17 protein-coding genes are annotated in these 15592 nt (G+C 55.0%); 5 read left to right on the forward strand and 12 right to left on the reverse strand.

Features of this window, described 5'->3' with window-relative positions:
* Window positions 1–91: 91 nt before the first annotated feature.
* Both HMPREF0573_RS08795 and HMPREF0573_RS08800 read right to left on the reverse strand, forming a co-directional pair.
* Window positions 92–1291 carry a pyrophosphate--fructose-6-phosphate 1-phosphotransferase gene (locus HMPREF0573_RS08795; protein WP_004010601.1) on the reverse strand — a complete coding sequence of 400 codons (1200 nt, stop codon included), beginning with the start codon at window positions 1289–1291 and terminating at the stop codon, window positions 92–94.
* Between the two features lie 21 nt (window positions 1292–1312).
* Window positions 1313–2137: a lysophospholipid acyltransferase family protein gene (locus tag HMPREF0573_RS08800; protein WP_004006699.1), complete on the reverse strand. Its 825-nt coding sequence runs from the start codon at window positions 2135–2137 to the stop codon at window positions 1313–1315.
* Window positions 2138–2182: 45 nt separating this feature from the next.
* Between HMPREF0573_RS08800 and HMPREF0573_RS08805 the strand changes: the two genes are divergently transcribed.
* Window positions 2183–2527, forward strand: coding sequence for a hypothetical protein (locus HMPREF0573_RS08805; RefSeq protein WP_004006698.1), 345 nt, complete (start codon window positions 2183–2185; stop codon window positions 2525–2527).
* A gap of 5 nt (window positions 2528–2532) precedes the next feature.
* Here HMPREF0573_RS08805 and HMPREF0573_RS08810 read toward each other — a convergent pair whose 3' ends face one another.
* The 6 genes from HMPREF0573_RS08810 to HMPREF0573_RS08835 all read right to left on the reverse strand — a co-directional run bounded on the left by HMPREF0573_RS08810 (window position 2533) and on the right by HMPREF0573_RS08835 (window position 7631).
* Window positions 2533–2937 (reverse strand): response regulator transcription factor, encoded by a 405-nt coding sequence (locus tag HMPREF0573_RS08810; protein WP_004006697.1) that lies wholly within the window; start codon window positions 2935–2937, stop codon window positions 2533–2535.
* 131 nt (window positions 2938–3068) lie between these two features.
* The gene (locus tag HMPREF0573_RS08815) at window positions 3069–4124 is read right to left on the reverse strand and encodes an FKBP-type peptidyl-prolyl cis-trans isomerase (RefSeq protein WP_004006696.1); all 1056 of its coding nucleotides are present in this window, start codon (window positions 4122–4124) and stop codon (window positions 3069–3071) included.
* Between the two features lie 52 nt (window positions 4125–4176).
* On the reverse strand, window positions 4177–5061 hold the full coding sequence (locus tag HMPREF0573_RS08820) for an FKBP-type peptidyl-prolyl cis-trans isomerase (RefSeq protein WP_004006695.1): 885 nt from the start codon (window positions 5059–5061) through the stop codon (window positions 4177–4179).
* Between the two features lie 200 nt (window positions 5062–5261).
* Window positions 5262–5606 (reverse strand): iron-sulfur cluster insertion protein ErpA, encoded by a 345-nt coding sequence (gene erpA / locus HMPREF0573_RS08825; protein WP_004006694.1) that lies wholly within the window; start codon window positions 5604–5606, stop codon window positions 5262–5264.
* Between the two features lie 122 nt (window positions 5607–5728).
* Entirely contained in the window at window positions 5729–6247 is a 519-nt protein-coding gene (locus HMPREF0573_RS08830; protein ID WP_004006693.1) for a hypothetical protein, read from the reverse strand.
* A 10-nt stretch (window positions 6248–6257) separates the two neighbouring features.
* Entirely contained in the window at window positions 6258–7631 is a 1374-nt protein-coding gene (locus tag HMPREF0573_RS08835) for a dipeptidase (protein WP_004006692.1), read from the reverse strand.
* 83 nt (window positions 7632–7714) lie between these two features.
* Here HMPREF0573_RS08835 and HMPREF0573_RS08840 point away from each other — a divergent pair, with 83 nt between their 5' ends.
* From HMPREF0573_RS08840 to HMPREF0573_RS08850, 3 genes are all read left to right on the forward strand, one after another.
* Complete coding sequence (locus HMPREF0573_RS08840; protein WP_004009679.1) at window positions 7715–8353, forward strand: DUF3043 domain-containing protein; 639 nt, start codon at window positions 7715–7717, stop codon at window positions 8351–8353.
* A gap of 92 nt (window positions 8354–8445) precedes the next feature.
* Window positions 8446–9450, forward strand: a complete 1005-nt coding sequence (locus HMPREF0573_RS08845) for an aldo/keto reductase family protein (protein WP_004006690.1) — start codon at window positions 8446–8448, stop codon at window positions 9448–9450.
* A 36-nt stretch (window positions 9451–9486) separates the two neighbouring features.
* Window positions 9487–10533 carry a quinone-dependent dihydroorotate dehydrogenase gene (locus HMPREF0573_RS08850; RefSeq protein ID WP_013189612.1) on the forward strand — a complete coding sequence of 349 codons (1047 nt, stop codon included), beginning with the start codon at window positions 9487–9489 and terminating at the stop codon, window positions 10531–10533.
* Between the two features lie 55 nt (window positions 10534–10588).
* On the opposite strand, the gene HMPREF0573_RS08855 is transcribed toward HMPREF0573_RS08850, so the two are convergent.
* On the reverse strand, window positions 10589–11248 hold the full coding sequence (locus tag HMPREF0573_RS08855; RefSeq protein WP_013189613.1) for a hypothetical protein: 660 nt from the start codon (window positions 11246–11248) through the stop codon (window positions 10589–10591).
* A gap of 203 nt (window positions 11249–11451) precedes the next feature.
* Between HMPREF0573_RS08855 and HMPREF0573_RS08860 the strand changes: the two genes are divergently transcribed.
* On the forward strand, window positions 11452–12303 hold the full coding sequence (locus tag HMPREF0573_RS08860; protein WP_004006687.1) for a TrmH family RNA methyltransferase: 852 nt from the start codon (window positions 11452–11454) through the stop codon (window positions 12301–12303).
* Between the two features lie 22 nt (window positions 12304–12325).
* Here the strand turns inward: HMPREF0573_RS08860 and HMPREF0573_RS08865 are convergent, their stop codons facing one another.
* From HMPREF0573_RS08865 to HMPREF0573_RS08875, 3 genes are read right to left on the reverse strand one after another with little or no spacing between them, the layout of a single operon-like run.
* Window positions 12326–13114 carry an HAD-IIB family hydrolase gene (locus HMPREF0573_RS08865; RefSeq protein ID WP_041798085.1) on the reverse strand — a complete coding sequence of 263 codons (789 nt, stop codon included), beginning with the start codon at window positions 13112–13114 and terminating at the stop codon, window positions 12326–12328.
* 17 nt (window positions 13115–13131) lie between these two features.
* Complete coding sequence (locus HMPREF0573_RS08870) at window positions 13132–14313, reverse strand: methyl-accepting chemotaxis protein (protein ID WP_013189615.1); 1182 nt, start codon at window positions 14311–14313, stop codon at window positions 13132–13134.
* Window positions 14310–15590 carry a methyl-accepting chemotaxis protein gene (locus HMPREF0573_RS08875; RefSeq protein ID WP_013189616.1) on the reverse strand — a complete coding sequence of 427 codons (1281 nt, stop codon included), beginning with the start codon at window positions 15588–15590 and terminating at the stop codon, window positions 14310–14312. Before HMPREF0573_RS08875 ends, HMPREF0573_RS08870 begins: the two co-directional genes overlap by 4 nt.
* Between the last annotated feature and the right edge of the window lie 2 nt (window positions 15591–15592).

Raw genomic sequence — 15592 nt, forward strand, 5'->3', positions numbered from 1 at the left:
TCCATTTCGTGTTTGCCATTAAAAAGCCCCGCTCCGGGCAACTTTCTACAGTTTAACCCGGAGCGCGGCGAGTGAGAAAACCTAAAAAAGCCTAGGCTTGACCAATCTCCTGGAGCATCTGGCGGAACCACGGCAGGTTCACGTCGAAAGGCTTGCCACCCTTGATGCGCTGGAAATCAATACAGCTCAGACGGTTACCATTTTCTTCATCATGCCCAATAACCCCGGATTCTCCGGCGATGGCACACTGCACACCCAGGTCCACCATGCCTTTAATGAGCTGCAAATCAGCCTGATTGGACGGGGCAGAACGGGCGAAATAGCCAGATTTTTGAACCAAGACTTTTTCCGCGTCGACTGCCTGGGCGAAACGTTTGGCAAAGTATTGTCCCGGATTGATTTCATCCAGACGCACGTGACCGAACGCATCACGATTGACGACCTGGTTTTGGGCTTCCATCTCTGCCACGATGTCCATGACCCCGGCACCTTCAGACAGGAAAATGTTGACCGTATCGTTTTCGTCCATAATTTTCTTAAGGCGCTTGCCTTCGGACTCAATGTCCATGTGCATTTCCGGCACATAGATGCCGTTAATATCCCAGTGTTTGCGATCCAGCCCGACCGAAGGCACAAAGGTTTGCTGGTCCAGCCACTCGCGATACAGCTTTGCCGAGTAAGCCGTCAACCAGCCACAGTTGCGTCCCATTACCTCGTGGACAATCAACATCCGCGGAGATACCCGGGATTCCGAAATGATGTGTTGGGCAAATATGGAAGTATTTTCTGCCGCGGTGTAGGCACCTAAGGATTGGCGAATCGGCACCACGTCATTGTCAATCGTCTTGGGCAGCCCCACCACAGTGAGGTGATAGTTGTGCTCCTCCAGATAAGCTGCCAAATCGGCAGCGGTCGTGTTCGTATCGTCCCCCCCAATGGTGTGCAGCACGTCTACGCCGTCCTTCACCAATTGGTCCGCGGCGACTTTCAGCGCATCCTCGCCTTCCTTGATGAGACCGCGCTTCACCAGGTCGGCGGTGTTCGTCAACTTGACCCGAGAGTTCCCGATGGGTGAACCACCGTAGAGCTGCAACCGGGCGGCATTAGCCCTGGCATCATCATCAATCTGCAAGTATTTGCCGGTGAGCAGACCGTGATAGCCGTGCTCGTACGCGATGATGTCCACCTCCGGTTCCAACTCGGTGTACCGTTCAATCAACATGCCCACCGCGGTGGACAGACACGGCGCAAAACCGCCCGCTGTCAACAGAGCCACTCGTTTCAGAGCCATATTTCTGCCTTTCTTGTTATCCTATTTCTTTACATTCTGGGGTTCGTCGCCTGGTTGGGCGGCTACATCTGGTTGTGTATCGGATTGTCCCTCCGCGGGAGATGCCTCCGCCGTACCGACCTCACTAGCGGCGGTTTCGGAGTCTTTGCTGGTTTCCTTGCTGGTTTTGCGCTGTATCTCCAAACGCTTTTTCACATTGGCGGCATATTCATCCACGTATTCCTGCCCGGACAGCAGCATCAGGTCATACATGACTTCGTCGGTAATGGAACGCAGCACATAGCGGTTGTTTTCCATGCCCTTGTAGCGAGAAAAATCCAGAGGTTTCCCGATGATGACACCGATACGTTCCAGCTTCGGGATGGTCTTGCCGATGGGCTGCGATTTGTTCGTTCCCACCATTGCCACCGGAATAATCGGAGCGCCACTGATGAGAGACAGTCGGGCAATCCCCGTTTTACCGCGATAAAGCCTGCCGTCCGGAGAACGCGTGCCTTCGGGATAAATACCGAATAGGTCGCCGCGTTCCAAAACTTGCAGTCCCTTATCCAAAGCGACCTGGGAAGCCTTACCACCGGAACGATCCACTGGAATGACCCCCACGGACTGCATAAAATGCTTGGTAATCCAGCCCTTTATACCGGTACCGGTAAAGTAATCTGATTTCCCGACGAAAGTAATTTCCCGTTTAATCATCAATGGCAGGAACACTGAGTCAATAACCGCGAGGTGATTGGAAGCCAAAATTGCCGGACCGGTTTCGGGAATGTTATCTGCTCCGCGTATCCACGGCTGAAACAAGAGGTGCAACAACGGTCCAGCGACAAACTTTGGAAATCTGTACACAGTCGATACCTCCAGTGCCCACAGGGCTTCATGTATAGTTCAATTATGACGTTTCGTAATCGAAGCGGTCACAAGGATCGCAATGAGGAAACCCCTGAGGAAGTAAACCGTCGTTTCGAGCAACTCGCGGCGGCTACTCCTGAACTCGGAGGTTTCGGACCTCGGGACTGGACCCCAGTGGAAGACACCGAAGGTTTCGTAGCGCCCAATCCCCCATTACCGACTTTGCGGACCCGCACCAAGGTCGGCTGGCTGCTGCTGGCTGCCGCCATCATCGGCTTCGTAGTCTTGGGAATTACCCAGCCGATTTACTCGGCAGTGGCAGCTACTTTGTGTTTGATTGCCCTAGCGGTGGGTTTAGGTTTGCTGCTGCCCCTCCGCCGTCACTAAGGCATTCAGGCAGTCTCTGCAAGAGCCTGTCGCAAGGCAGCCATCACCGCGTCTGCCTCATAAGGAGCGGGCACGCTATAGCTCGCTCCAGACCAGCGTGACATCCATTCGTCCTGTTGACGAGCCACCAGCATGATGATAGGCGGGACCTTATCCGCATGGATATTAAGCCAACGCGCCACTGACTGTCCACCCTCCTGATAGGTTTCTGCGTCAAGCACCAGTGCCGCGTAGCGGTCTTCGGCAAAATTTTGTTTCACCGCATCCGACGTCGCTACTTCCTGCCATTCAATCGGTGGCATATCAAAACTACCGCTGAGTCCGGCAGCATCCATGACAGCTTGACGAGTATGGGGATTGCCACTGAAAAGCATGACTTGCACGGCATCAGTGCCAGCTTTTGCTTCCATAGAATTCGCTCCTTTACTGAAGACATAAACATTTTACCTACCTATTGGGTGCACACCAAACAGTTCAGCATCCCCCACGACCGTCGGGTGTCACCCCTCCGGTCGAGCCGAAAACCCTTGTGACGTCCGCCCTATCCCAGGGTCGGAAGAGCGATAGCGTCTACAATATCGACAATCTGGACTACTCCGCGCGGCGCGGATTTGTTCGGAGGTCCCACCATCACCAGGCGGGAACCGACATTTTTCCCCACGGCTTTCATGGTTTCCGCATCCGCCCACAAAACTCCCTTACCGTTAATCCAGGTAGAAGTGGGTTTGTCACCCCAAGAACCAGAAACAACCACATATCCCACTTGGTCGCCAGCTTGAATAGGCTGTCCCTGACCTTCCAAAGTCCAAACGTTAAAAGGCTTGCCGGGAACTTTTGAACCTTCGATATAAGCCGGTTGCGGTTCGGTGCCGGGTCCGCAATAGATACGCAGACCGTCAGGAAGTTTTGCCCCGGTGGGCTTTGACTGCCCCAAAAGTTGGGTGTAGGCGGCCAATTGGGTTTCCTCCATCACGGGAGGCGCGAACAGAATGTCTATCACGAAAACCAAGGTTTCACCGGCTAACGGGTGATTCTTGCCCGGCAGAGGCTGACCGGCGTCTTTGGCAGCTTGTTCCCGTTCCGTAAGCTCCCCGTAGGCTAGGCGCGGCGGAATGACAAGCTCAATCCGATCGCCAACGTTGCGTCCTGCCAGACCCCATCTCCAGCCTTCAATAATGTTGCTGCCCAGAGAGAAAGAAGCGGGTTCACCTTTTTGCCAGGAGTCGTCAAAAACCTCACCGTTCCACTTTTGTCCCTTGTAGTGGACGATGACGTCTGCGTTTGCCGAAACTACTGTCCCGGTGCCTTCATGCAAGACCGTACGGATAAAATCTTTCGGAGCCGGTCCTGTCCCCGCCGCAATGTTCGGTTCCGTTCCGAAACCATCGGAAGGGTCGACGGCAGGAACCGGTCCATTTTCCACCGGCTTAACCGCTGCGGGTTCCGCAGACGTGGCTGGGGTAATGGTGTTCACACAGTTTTTCGGATTGGCAAGCGGAGCATTTTGCTCCTTAGGGGTCTCTTGGCAAGCTGTCAAACCCGCGACCACTAAAGCAAACAGGGAAAGTACCGCTAGTCTCTTCTGTAGGTATTGCAAGATTGCTCCTCTTTTTCCAAAATTCAGGTTTTGTGTCCCGCTCGCTGCGGTATTAACGACTGGAATCGTAAGCGGCAACCAGCTGTAACAAGGTTGCCTGGGGGTCAGCAGTGGGCGTAGCCGGAGTGATGACCAAGACCAGACTTCCCAATGGCAGATCAGCCAGTCCCATGGAATCAGCTGAAACTGAAATCATCTCACTGGCATTCCAGTCCGCAGCGGTGGTCTGTCCGTTCCAATCTGTGCTGACCCGCTTCACAATGACGCCCTGTCCCGCTTTAACCGCCGGACCGTCACCGGTGGCGTAGACTGCGGTGTCTTGGGCAGAGGGATATGCCCCAGCTGCGGCAGTGTTCAGAGTGTAAGCTCCCTGTCCGTCCGGGTTGATGCTAATACCGTTTGGCAGCGGGTTATTGGTCGGAGTGACTTGGAACTTGGAGGCGGCGTCTGGAGACACTGCTAAACGCACGTCGACCACGTAAGCTAGCGTATCGTCCTTTTTAACCCCGATACTGCTGGAACCCATCTCACCGTATGCCTGGCTCGGAGGCAAAATCATCAACACCCGTTGACCGACCTTGACCCCACGGAGTTCTTTCCAGCCTTCGATTGGCGGGTGAGCCAGTGAAATCGCGCGAGGACCGGCAGTATCAGTAATGGTGGAATCGGGCATTACGGCTCCGCCCCAAACTTTGCCGTAATAATCGACGACGACCAGGTCACCGTCTTTGACTTCTTCGCCTTTCCCGTCACCATCATCGAGAATCTTCATCACGGGCGCTTCCGGAGGCGGGGCTGCCGGGAAATTAATCTCCGGTATCGTCCCGAACTGAGGTGAAGCCACAGTGGGCATCTCGCTACCAGCAGGTTTAGAACAGGCAGTCAGCGACAGCGCGAGACTGGCAGCCGCTAGGGCGAAAGCAAATTTACGTAACACAATACTCCCCAGGAATACTCAAGTTCAGAATTGTCCAAACCCGATTTTACCTTGAACCAACCGACATTCGAACCTAATCGTCATTGACTTTGCAACTTTGTGTTTCCCGTTCCGTTGGATTGCCTTACGACGATAGAGAAACGGCGAGCCTACAGAACCAGGCTCGCCGTAACCTCCGGTTGATTTTTCTCTAATGGAATCTAGTGGAAAGATCCTCCGCAAGAACAAGTATTGGCAGCATTCGGGTTATCAATCACGAACCCGGTCTGAGCCAGGGTGTCCTGGAAATCTACGGTGGCACCAGCCAGATAGGGCACGCTCATTTTGTCGACAACCAGTTCCACGCCATCAAAATCGCGCACCGCATCGTCTTCGGACAGTTCATCGTCAAATTCGAGTTGGTAAATCAAGCCGGAGCAGCCTCCGGGAGCTACGCCCACGCGCAACCGCAAATCATCGCGACCTTCCTGTTCCAGTAAGGATTTAATCTTGGCTACGGCGGCATCTGTTAAAGTGACTTCGTGGGTCAAGGGAGAAGTCTCCATCTATATTCCTTTCATGAGAAAACACTGCAACTTAGTTTAACCTTATTTGCGCCGTTTTTCTTCCTCGGTTTCTGTACCCTCCCGAACTGGAAATATCAGCGCCGGTAGGCATTTGATTTCTCTCAATCGGGCAAACGCCACGTTTGACCCAAGATACGCCCCCACTGCGCGGCACTACGTGCGGGGTGTTCGGCGAGGAAGTAAGCTTGCGCGATGCCAGATTCCTGCAGCTGGCGACGTGACAGCGGGGAATCGGCAGCCAAAACCACCACCGGTTGAAGACCTCGCCGCGTCGCCCTCGCGACGACCAGGTTCGCTAAGTCAGTCGGGTCGGGGACGTCGGTGATTTCCGGCTGAATGACCAGGTACAAATCCGCCTGCGCATCCAGTTGGACTTGCCGAGGACTGGCAATCGTCAGTCCTCTCACAAGCGCCGTGCCGCCACTGTTCGGGGCGGGATTGGCTGGCGTGGTTAGGGCGGGACTCGCGTTTCTCGATTTCACCGGCTGCGACGACTGCGTTGACCGTAAATCTGCCACCTCTAGGTGCAGGGTGTCAGCCAGATGGTTCTGGCTCCAAGCGCCGCAAAAGTCCTGGGCAAATTCGGCGAATTCGGGGGTCGCCAGGATTTGTATCCGCACCGAGTGCCACCTAATTCTGGGGCGTGTTCGCATCCTTGGCTAGACGTCCCAATAACAGAGACTCAGCAAGCACTGCTCCCTGCAAATCCGCTATATCTTGGGACTCGTTCTCAGAGTGAGCGTTGGTGTAGGGATCCTCGACCCCGGTCACGAGGACTTCGGCAGCGGGGAAGAATTCCTGGAACGTGGCGATGAACGGAATCGAACCGCCTTGACCGATATTGACGCTCTTGACCCCAAAAGCATCAGTCAGGGCTCCGTGCATCAAAGCCAGCACCGGAGAGTCCAGGTTGGCGGCATAAGCTGGTCCAGTTTCCAGGCATTCCACACTGACCTCGGCACCGAAAGGAGCGTTTGCTACCAGGTAATCCGACAGCGCTTGCGCCGCCTTTTGAGGATCTTGACCGGGCGCGATACGCATCGAGATTCGTGCTTTCGCCTGCGGAATGATGGTATTAGAGCTGTTCGCCACGCTGGGCGCGTCAATCCCGATGACGCTGATAGCCGGCTGGGTCCACAGGCGGGAGGCAAGGTCCCCAGTCCCCGTCAGTTCCAGACCTGCCACGGCTCCCATTTGTTTCCGCAAGTCATCTTCCGGATAGTCCACGTCCGCCACCGTCTTCGTCACCAATCCGGGAACCGCCACACTGCCCTTCTGATTGTGCAAAGTAGCGAGGAGCCGGCACAGGCAGGTCAAGGCATCTACGGTGACCCCACCGAAAGCTCCGGAATGCACGGCGTGATCCAGAGTTTTGACGTTCACGTCTACGCTCAACACACCGCGCAGACCCGTGGTCAGGGCTGGCTGGTGAACGTCCCAGTTCCCGGAATCAGTCACGATGATGACATCGGCTTGCAGGAATTCCCGATTCTGTTCCAGGAAGGCGTTAAAGGTCGGAGAGCCGACTTCTTCCTCACCTTCGATAAAAATTTTCACATTGACGGGCAGTTTGTCTCCCCACGCGCGCAGCATTCCCAAATGGGTCGCTACCCCCGCGCCATCATCACTGGCACCGCGCCCATAGAGGCGTCCGTCGCGCTCCACTGGCTCAAACGGGTCCGAGTCCCACTTGTCCAAATCCCCCGTGGGCTGCACGTCATGGTGGGCATAGAGCAGCACGGTGGGAGCCCCAGCTGGTCCGGACTTTTCAGCCAAAATTGCGGGACGAGAAACCAGCCCGGTTTTCGAATCTGTCACGGTCACAATGCGTGCCGTCGCGCCGGCTGCTTCCAAATTTTTCACGATGTATTCCGCGCTGACCTGCATGTCCGAGGCATGTTCCGGCAGCGAGGACACCGCGGGAATCCGCACCAGGTCTTTCAAGAACTCGACAACATTGTTGAAATCGGCAGTTACGCGTTCGCGCAAGGTTACTTCCTCCACCGCATTTTCCTTTCCCTTTATTCATTTGCCGGTCGCTTTCCCGGTTTTCCAACATAAAAAATCTGTGGCATGATTTGCCTATCATGAGTCTATTAAAAAAGCCACAGCCCAGCGAATCTAAAAACCCAGGGGAATCTAAATCCTCCACCAATCCACGCCAAAAGAAGGGACCAACCCCCTCCCGAAAACAGCAGGAAGCCCGCAACTATCAAGGGCTGCTAGGCGTTGATAAGAAAATCGCGAAAGAACGAGCACGTGAGGAGTCCCGCCGTCGCTATGAACGCGAACAGGAAGGCTTACGCACCGGTCGCGAGGATTTGCTGCCTTATCAACATCGCGGTCAGGCTCGTCGGATGACCCGTGATTTCATCGATTCCCGCTATTCTTTTGCCGAATTTATGCTGGTCACGATGCTGGTGCTCATGGCTCTCAGCTTGATTGCTGTTTCTATTTTGAACCGACAAGACACTGAACTAGCACAAAAGGTCAACACGTGGACCTTGTTTGGCTCCTACGCAGTCTTGATTCTGGGCATGTTAGATGGCGGTATCATCGCAGGGCGAGCCCACCGACAGTGCGTCAAGCGCCTGGGCTTGGAAAATATCCCACGTGGATTGCGCTGGTACGCCTTTACCCGCGCCATCATGATTCGCCGGTGGCGCAGCCCGAAGCCGCAAGTAGCGCGGGGCAAAGCTGCTAAGCAACAGCAAAATTCCCGGTAATTTCACAGGTTTTTATTAAAACACCGTAATTTCAGCGGTAGCGAAACGGCAAGAGTCTCCGCCCCGGTCCTAAAACTTATAGACTGGGCATCATGGAAACACGTTTTTTAGGTAACTCTGGACTTAAGATTTCTTCGCTGGTTCTCGGAAACTGGCTCACCCATGGCGCTCAAGTTGATGATAAGGCTGCTGAAAAAGCCGTTCGGGTTGCTCTGGAAAACGGAATCTTTACTTTCGATACCGCCGATGTTTACGCCAATGGCGCTGCCGAAAAAGTCTTGGGTCGGGCTTTGCGGGACGTGGATCGTCAGGACTTGGTGCTGATGTCCAAGGTTTATTGGCCGGTCAAGGGCTTCGGTCCGAATGACGCCGGACTGTCCCGCAAGCATATTTTCGAGTCTTGCCACAACTCGTTGAAACGACTGCGCACAGATTACCTGGATGTTTATCAGGCCCATCGTTTCGATTACGAAACTCCGCTGGAAGAAACCATGCTGGCTTTTGCTGACCTGGTGCGCGCCGGCAAGATTCTTTATGTCGGGGTTTCCGAGTGGTATCCCGACCAGATTCGTGATGCCGCGCATTTGGCTCGCGAACTAAAGATTCCCCTAATTTCCAATCAGGCTGAATATTCTCTGCTGTGGCGAGTCGTCGAGGACGGGGTCGTCGAGGCTTGCGAACACAACGGCATGGGACACCTGTGTTTTTCTCCTCTGGCACAAGGGGTGTTGACTGGCAAGTACCGTCCGGGAGAGACTCCGAAAGAAAAGACGCGCGCTGCCCACAAAGCTGGCGCCAAGTTCATGCGCCGGTGGATGCAGGACGACCTGCTGGCAGCGGTACAAGGCTTGCGCCGAGTGGCGGAAGAAGCCGGGTGCCGCATGAATCAGCTGGCTTTGGCATGGCTGCTGGCACGTCCCAATGTTTCCGGCGTCATCATCGGAGCTTCCAAAGCATCTCAGATTGAGGACAATGTAGGTGCCCTAGACGTAACTATTGATGACCATTTGAACGCTCTTATTGACGATGTACTGGGTAAATTCGTGGTTCATACGCAACCCGAAGATCATCCCAAGTCGCCGTTGCAGCGTCCCTAGTGCCGTTTCTCGACCGTCCCGATTAGACTTGCCATTATGTACAAGTTTGTGTTTCGTCACCTTTTCGTGAAACTCGATGCCGAGTGGGTCCACCGGCGCGCTATTGACTGGCTGGAATTTTGGGGGCGTTTCGGGTTGACCCGCCAGGTGGCTGCCCGGATAGTCCACCGCGGCGAACCAACTTTTACTTGGCCCCTGCCTCGTCCTAACTTCGATTCTGCCCCTGCGGGGACCAAGTTCCGGACTTACGGTCCCCTGGGATTGGCAGCAGGCATGGACAAAGAAGCCCGTGCAATCGCCATGTGGGACGCGCTGGGCTTCGGGTTCATGGAAATCGGAACCATCACTCCCCTGCCGCAACCCGGTAATGACCGTCCTCGCTTGTGGCGTATCCCGCAACAGCGTGCCCTGCGCAATGCGATGGGTTTCAACAATGAAGGTGCCCGTGCAGCAGCCCGCCGGCTTCGCCGCTGGCGAGCCGAATACGGCGAGCGAATCATCATCGGAGCTAATATCGGAAAGAATAAGGTCACTCCCCCCGAAAAAGCTCCCGCAGATTACCGTAAAGTCACGCGGGTATTGGCTGCCTTGGTGGATTTCCTGGTCATCAACGTGTCCTCCCCCAATACCCCCGGATTGCGTGACCTACAGGCAGTTTCCTCCTTGCTTCCCATTGTCAAAGCGGTGCAGCGCGAACTGGAGTCCCAAGGGCTATCCGAGCTGCCCGTGTTTGTAAAAATTGCTCCGGATTTGGTCGATGAGGACATTGCCGCGGTGGCACAGCTGACCATGGATGAAGGCTTGACTGGGGTGGTAGCGACCAACACGACTATTAAGCACGATTTGGGAGCCGGTGGAATGTCTGGAGAGCCATTGCGAAACCGCGCCCTGGAGGTCGTGAAATTATTGCGAGAACACCTGAGTCCTGAAAAAACCATTATCGGGGTCGGCGGTATCACCACTCCTGAGGACGCCCGCGCCATGCTGGCTGCCGGTGCGAACCTCATTGAAGGATTCTCGGCATTCATCTATGAGGGTCCCGCCTGGCCAGCACACCTGAATCGGGAACTGACCCACAGCTAGCTACTGACCGGGGAGAAACAGCCTGCACCCCACACGTATCGAGTCTGATTCCCGCCTAATCCCACCAAAAACGCCACAGCTGCTGATTCAGATGTTGGTTATGAAAGGCGTTGATTTCATCGGGACAAGCGTCCTCTCCCAATTCAAATCGTTTCAAACCGGCATAGGCGGCGTGTGCATCTTCGTTGTCCGTTGCAAGCTCCAGCAGCTGCGGAGAGACGAAAATAGTATCTATACTCAACCGTTCATCAAAGCGCTGGGGTCCAATCATGTAGCCTGAAAAGAACGCCTCACCGGGATGCTTCGCCACGAACTGCAACAGATCCTCCACCCGCGGAGCGTAGTTTTGCCGCTCGTCCAATGCATTGGGCGGTATCACTTTCAACAGCTGAGTCGCTAACCACGCGTCCCCGTCCGAGTAAGGCAGATAGTCAACCATTTCCTCCACCTCCACATCGGGATATTCCCGTGCCATGTCGAACCACATCCAATCCGAGTAAGGCAGCGTGAGGGTGGTGACTCCTTCCATCACTGTCCAACCCCGAGGACCATAGATGCCGGGGTCCAGCAGCGGATTGCCGATGAGTCCCCGCAAACTTTCCAAAGACATGGTCTTTGCTAAGTTACAGCGCTCACAATCGCAGCTAACGTCGTGATGCGGTACTTCCTTTGCCCTCCAATTGCGCAGTTCCTGCATAATTTCCAAAGTCGCCATAGATGTTCCCTTCTGTTTCCCCCAGACCCGGCGGTAGTGTGACTTCTCGGTTTTCAGTGTTCTCGTAACCAGTACTAATGTCGAGAAAATATTTCGTTACCTGTGGAAAACCCAGATTTTTCCGCCCTTGTGGAAAACCTAGCAAATCCGCGTATTTTCGGTCTAAAGTTGGGATTTATAGAGAATAACAGGCACAATTAAGCGTGCTGATTGACTTGGATTCCCTCACTGCTTACCCGGAATATCTCCATGACTATACCCAGTTAAAAGACGTGAATCTGCGCCGCAGTCTGGAAGCCGAACAGGGACTGTTCATGGCGGAATCAAACGAAGTCATCGGTCGCGCCCTGCGCGCCGGGTTTACTCCGCGTTCCCTGCTATTGGCTCCGCATTGGTTAGAGATTATCCGCCCGTTTCTCGCTGCCAGCCCCGCCACCGGATTTGCCCCCGATGGTGGTCCCATTCCTGTATTCGTGGCTTCAGAAGACCTGTTGGAACGCTTGGTTGGTTTCCATTTGCATCGCGGGGCTATTGCGGCAATGCTCCGCAAACCTGCCCCAAATCCGCGTGAAATCCTGAAACATGCCTCGCGGGTCTTGATTCTGGAAGATTTGGTGGATCACACAAATGTGGGAGCAGCGGTGCGCAGCGCCGCGGCCTGCGGCTATGACGCAATAATGGTCACTCCCTCGTGCGCTGACCCCCTGTATCGCCGGGCAGTACGGGTTTCCATGGGCACGATTTTTCAAGTGCCTTGGACCCGGCTGGAGCGCTGGCCTGATCCGGCACTATTCCACGAGGCGGGGTTTGAACTGGCTGCTCTGGCATTGAGGGAGGACTCCCAGGATTTGCGAGATTACGCGATGGAACTGGGCGCTGCTCCGAGTCGAAAAGTAGCTTTGATTGCGGGAGCTGAACGGGACGGATTGAAACCGCAGACGATTGCTCGCGCCGATAAAGTGGTGCGCATCGCGATGGCTCACGGAGTCGATTCTCTCAACGTGGCAGGTGCTATCGCTATCGCCTGCTGGGCGACCGCCACAAACCGCCCGTAAACGGCTGCTCGCCAACCCAAACTTATGATTTCGACGCCAACAACCGCTGCAGCCAGTCCAAAGTGTCCTCGGGACCGCTCACCGCTTGACACGGCACCCCGGTTGACAACACCGGATAGTCATTGCCCCGTTCATCGAGACGGTCACCCAAGAACACAAGGTTGCGCGGCGTATATCCGGTCGATTCCAGCAGGGAACGGATGCCGTAGGCTTTGTCCACTCCACGAGCTGTGACATCCACCGAGGTCGCCCCACCGCTGCGTACCTCCAGCTGGGAGAGCCGTTCTCTCAAAGCTTTCACCAAAGCGGATTTTTTAGAACCATCTGGGTCCCAGGCTCGTTTTGCCGCGAGCGGGGCTTGCTGTCCCAAAGCGGAAAATGTCACCTGAGTGCCACGGTCCTCAATGATATTTCCCCACGGCGAGGCAGCCCAGAAGCCGAGTTCACGAGCCGTCTTTTCGATGGTTTCAACAGCCTGTCGCCGCAGGTCCGCCGCCAAATCTCGACGGTAGACGCGCACCAGCCGCTCCGGTCTCGTGCCCGGTTCTATCCGGTAGTACTGGGTGCCGCAGGTGGGCAGCAGATGCAGCGTGCATTGCGATGCCAGTTGATTGGCGAGTCGGGACAGAACTTGGGATTGGAACTGAGAGAGTTGACCACCAGAGATAATGGCGACCTCATAGCTGTTCAGCAGCTGAGCCAGGGCAACTGCCATCTCTTCGTCCAGGGGCATTTTTGAGTGCGCCAGTGTGTCGTCCAGGTCAAAAGCAACCAGACGCAAATCAGCAGGAAAGGTACAGTGCCAGCTCACGAGACAATCCTGGCAAGCTAGACCGTAAACCGAGCCATTCGCTGGTCCAAGGTGGACACGGCGTCCTGCACCACACTCATGTGTTCCTGGAACTGCTCAGATTGCGTATGGGCAGTATGGGAGAGTGACGCTAAGGACTGCGAGTGGGTAAACAGGTCCGCAGAGGACTCACGCACCTGTTCGATGCCGGTATTAGCTGTGGACAAAGCAGTTTCTTGACGGGTTACGTCCAGATTGACAGCCTGTTGGGACGTGCTCAGAGCCTCCAGCTGGGTCAACAGAAACTCAATGCGCTGTTCCCCGGCGATTGCCTGAGTCTGCAGCTGGGCGACCTGGCTGAGGACCTCACCGGTGGTTTGAGCTGTTTGCGAAGCCAAATCTTTGGCTTGGTTGGCAACTACAGCAAAGCCCCGCCCGGCATCCGTGCTGCGAGCGGCTTCAATGGTGGCGTTCAGTGCCAGCATGTTGGTTTGTTCAGAGATTACAGAAATATCTGTCATCAAAGTCATGATTTTTTCCACCGAGTGTTTCAGCTCAGTGACCGCGGTATTGAGATTGCGCGCGGCAGTGATGCCTTCCGAACGCAAGACTTCGTTGCTGGTGGCAATTTCGGAGAGATGCGCGATGTCCCCCGCTACCGCGGTACCGTTATCCGTCAAAGTTTGCGCTGTTTGTCCCAATTCCGTCCCCGTGGTAGACAGCCGGTTGCTGCTTTCAAAGACTCGATCGTTGCCCGTTTTGACGATTTCCGCTTGGTCGCCGGCAAGCGCGGCAAAATTCCGCAGTCCGTCCACACCACCGCGCAGATTAACCACCAGCGAGGACAGAGAAACCATCGCTTCGTTGACAGCCTTCGACATCTCCCCGATTTCGTCTTGGGCATAAATCTGGGCGCGTTTCGTGAAATTGCCCGCCGCGGAATCTGCCAGGGTCAGGGACACAGATTTCACCGAGCGACGGATTCGAGCCCGCATGGTAAAGCCGATTATCGTTCCCAGAATTGCCAAAATCCCTATCAAGATGACCTGAATAATGATTTGGGTGAAAATCTCACGCTGCTGGGCTTGAGGCTGACCTCCCAGAGAGAGGATTCGTTGCAATCCCACCAGCAGCAACACCACCGCTAGCGCGGAGAATCCAAAACTCAAAAAGGCGGTGAACCGGAACTGCCCCGCAATGGAAATCAGCTTTTGCCTCATGGCCGTTCCTCCGATTCCTCTGACTCCTCCGATGCTGACGGACGAGGCTCCTCCATTTCCGCAATCATCCGGAGGTTATGAATCATGGTGCGGGTGGAGGAAATAATTTCTTCCACCCTGTCAGATTCGGAATCTATATTTTGCAGACTGGTCTTAGATTCGGCAGCAGCCTCATTGATAATATCGATTTCCTCACTTAAGGCGCGAGCCTGAGCGAGAGCTCCTGTGCAAGCTGCCTCCATCGACGCTACTACCGCAGCCTGATCCGCTACGGCTTGCGCAGAGACTTCCTGAGAGTCATTAATCTGGTTCAATTTTTCGGTGACATCGGCAGTCACACCGACAGCCCGGTCGCAGCGATCTTGAATTTCTGTAGAAGCCTCCGTCACCGCCGCCGCTGCCGTGCTGGTTTGCACCGCGAGTTCTTTAATCTGACCTGCCACAACGGCAAAACCCGCGCCGATTTCTCCGGCTTTCGCTGATTCGATGGTGGCGTTCAAAGCTAGCAAGCTGGTTCTTTCCGCAATTTGCGCGATTTTATCCACAGAAACAGAAATATCCCGGCTGTGGGATTGAAACTCTTGAATGACCTGAGAAATTTCAACCAAGTCCTGCACTTCACTGTGCCCAATCGCTAAGGCTTGCTCAGTGTGGCGAGCAATGTCACTACGGGATGCAGAAATCTCGGCAGCGGCAGCAGCCAGTTCCTCCGCTGACTTGGTGAGCTTCTGGGCTTGTGGTGTAACCGTGGCGACTTCCTGACTGACCTGTCCGCCGGTATCCCCCAAGGCATTGACCGCTACGTTCAATCCAGTTTGTTCCGCAGAAACTTGGTGATATACGCTCCGCGTTTCATTCATCAGCCGGCTGAGAGCTATACGAGTTTCATTCATCACCTGTGCCAAGTCGGACAGTTCATCATTGGTCACGCCCCTGGCCTCTACCGTGAAGTCTCCCGCCGCTATCGCTTGAGCACTGCGCTGTACCGAGCTAGCAGTGTCGGTAATGGAACGCGAGATGAATCTGATAAGTACCCAAGCCCCCGCTGCCCCGAGCGCTCCCACAATAACGAGGGCGCTAATCACAAGCGGTAGGTTGACGCTGAGCGCACCTTGGGAATGGTTGCCGACCCGCAACAGCAGGCGGAACAAAACCACTAGGGAGACTACAAATATCAGTCCCGGAGCCAGCAGCACCGCAACCCCGCTGACCAGGTTTTTCGCCAAGAGGTTAAACCTAATTCCGCGTAGACGCAGCTCAGTTGGGTGATCAGACATAA

This window comes from Mobiluncus curtisii ATCC 43063 (assembly GCF_000196535.1).
GTDB lineage: Bacteria > Actinomycetota > Actinomycetes > Actinomycetales > Actinomycetaceae > Mobiluncus > Mobiluncus curtisii.

Bases quoted from the DNA above. Each gene is read 5' to 3' on its own strand.
- HMPREF0573_RS08795 (WP_004010601.1), bottom strand. From the start codon at position 1,291: ATGGCTCTGAAACGAGTGGCTCTGTTGACAGCGGGCGGTTTTGCGCCG.
- HMPREF0573_RS08805 (WP_004006698.1), top strand. From the start codon at position 2,183: ATGACGTTTCGTAATCGAAGCGGTCACAAGGATCGCAATGAGGAAACC.
- HMPREF0573_RS08810 (WP_004006697.1), bottom strand. From the start codon at position 2,937: ATGGAAGCAAAAGCTGGCACTGATGCCGTGCAAGTCATGCTTTTCAGT.
- erpA (WP_004006694.1), bottom strand. From the start codon at position 5,606: ATGGAGACTTCTCCCTTGACCCACGAAGTCACTTTAACAGATGCCGCC.
- HMPREF0573_RS08840 (WP_004009679.1), top strand. From the start codon at position 7,715: ATGAGTCTATTAAAAAAGCCACAGCCCAGCGAATCTAAAAACCCAGGG.
- HMPREF0573_RS08845 (WP_004006690.1), top strand. From the start codon at position 8,446: ATGGAAACACGTTTTTTAGGTAACTCTGGACTTAAGATTTCTTCGCTG.
- HMPREF0573_RS08850 (WP_013189612.1), top strand. From the start codon at position 9,487: ATGTACAAGTTTGTGTTTCGTCACCTTTTCGTGAAACTCGATGCCGAG.
- HMPREF0573_RS08855 (WP_013189613.1), bottom strand. From the start codon at position 11,248: ATGGCGACTTTGGAAATTATGCAGGAACTGCGCAATTGGAGGGCAAAG.
- HMPREF0573_RS08870 (WP_013189615.1), bottom strand. From the start codon at position 14,313: ATGAGGCAAAAGCTGATTTCCATTGCGGGGCAGTTCCGGTTCACCGCC.
- HMPREF0573_RS08875 (WP_013189616.1), bottom strand. From the start codon at position 15,590: ATGTCTGATCACCCAACTGAGCTGCGTCTACGCGGAATTAGGTTTAAC.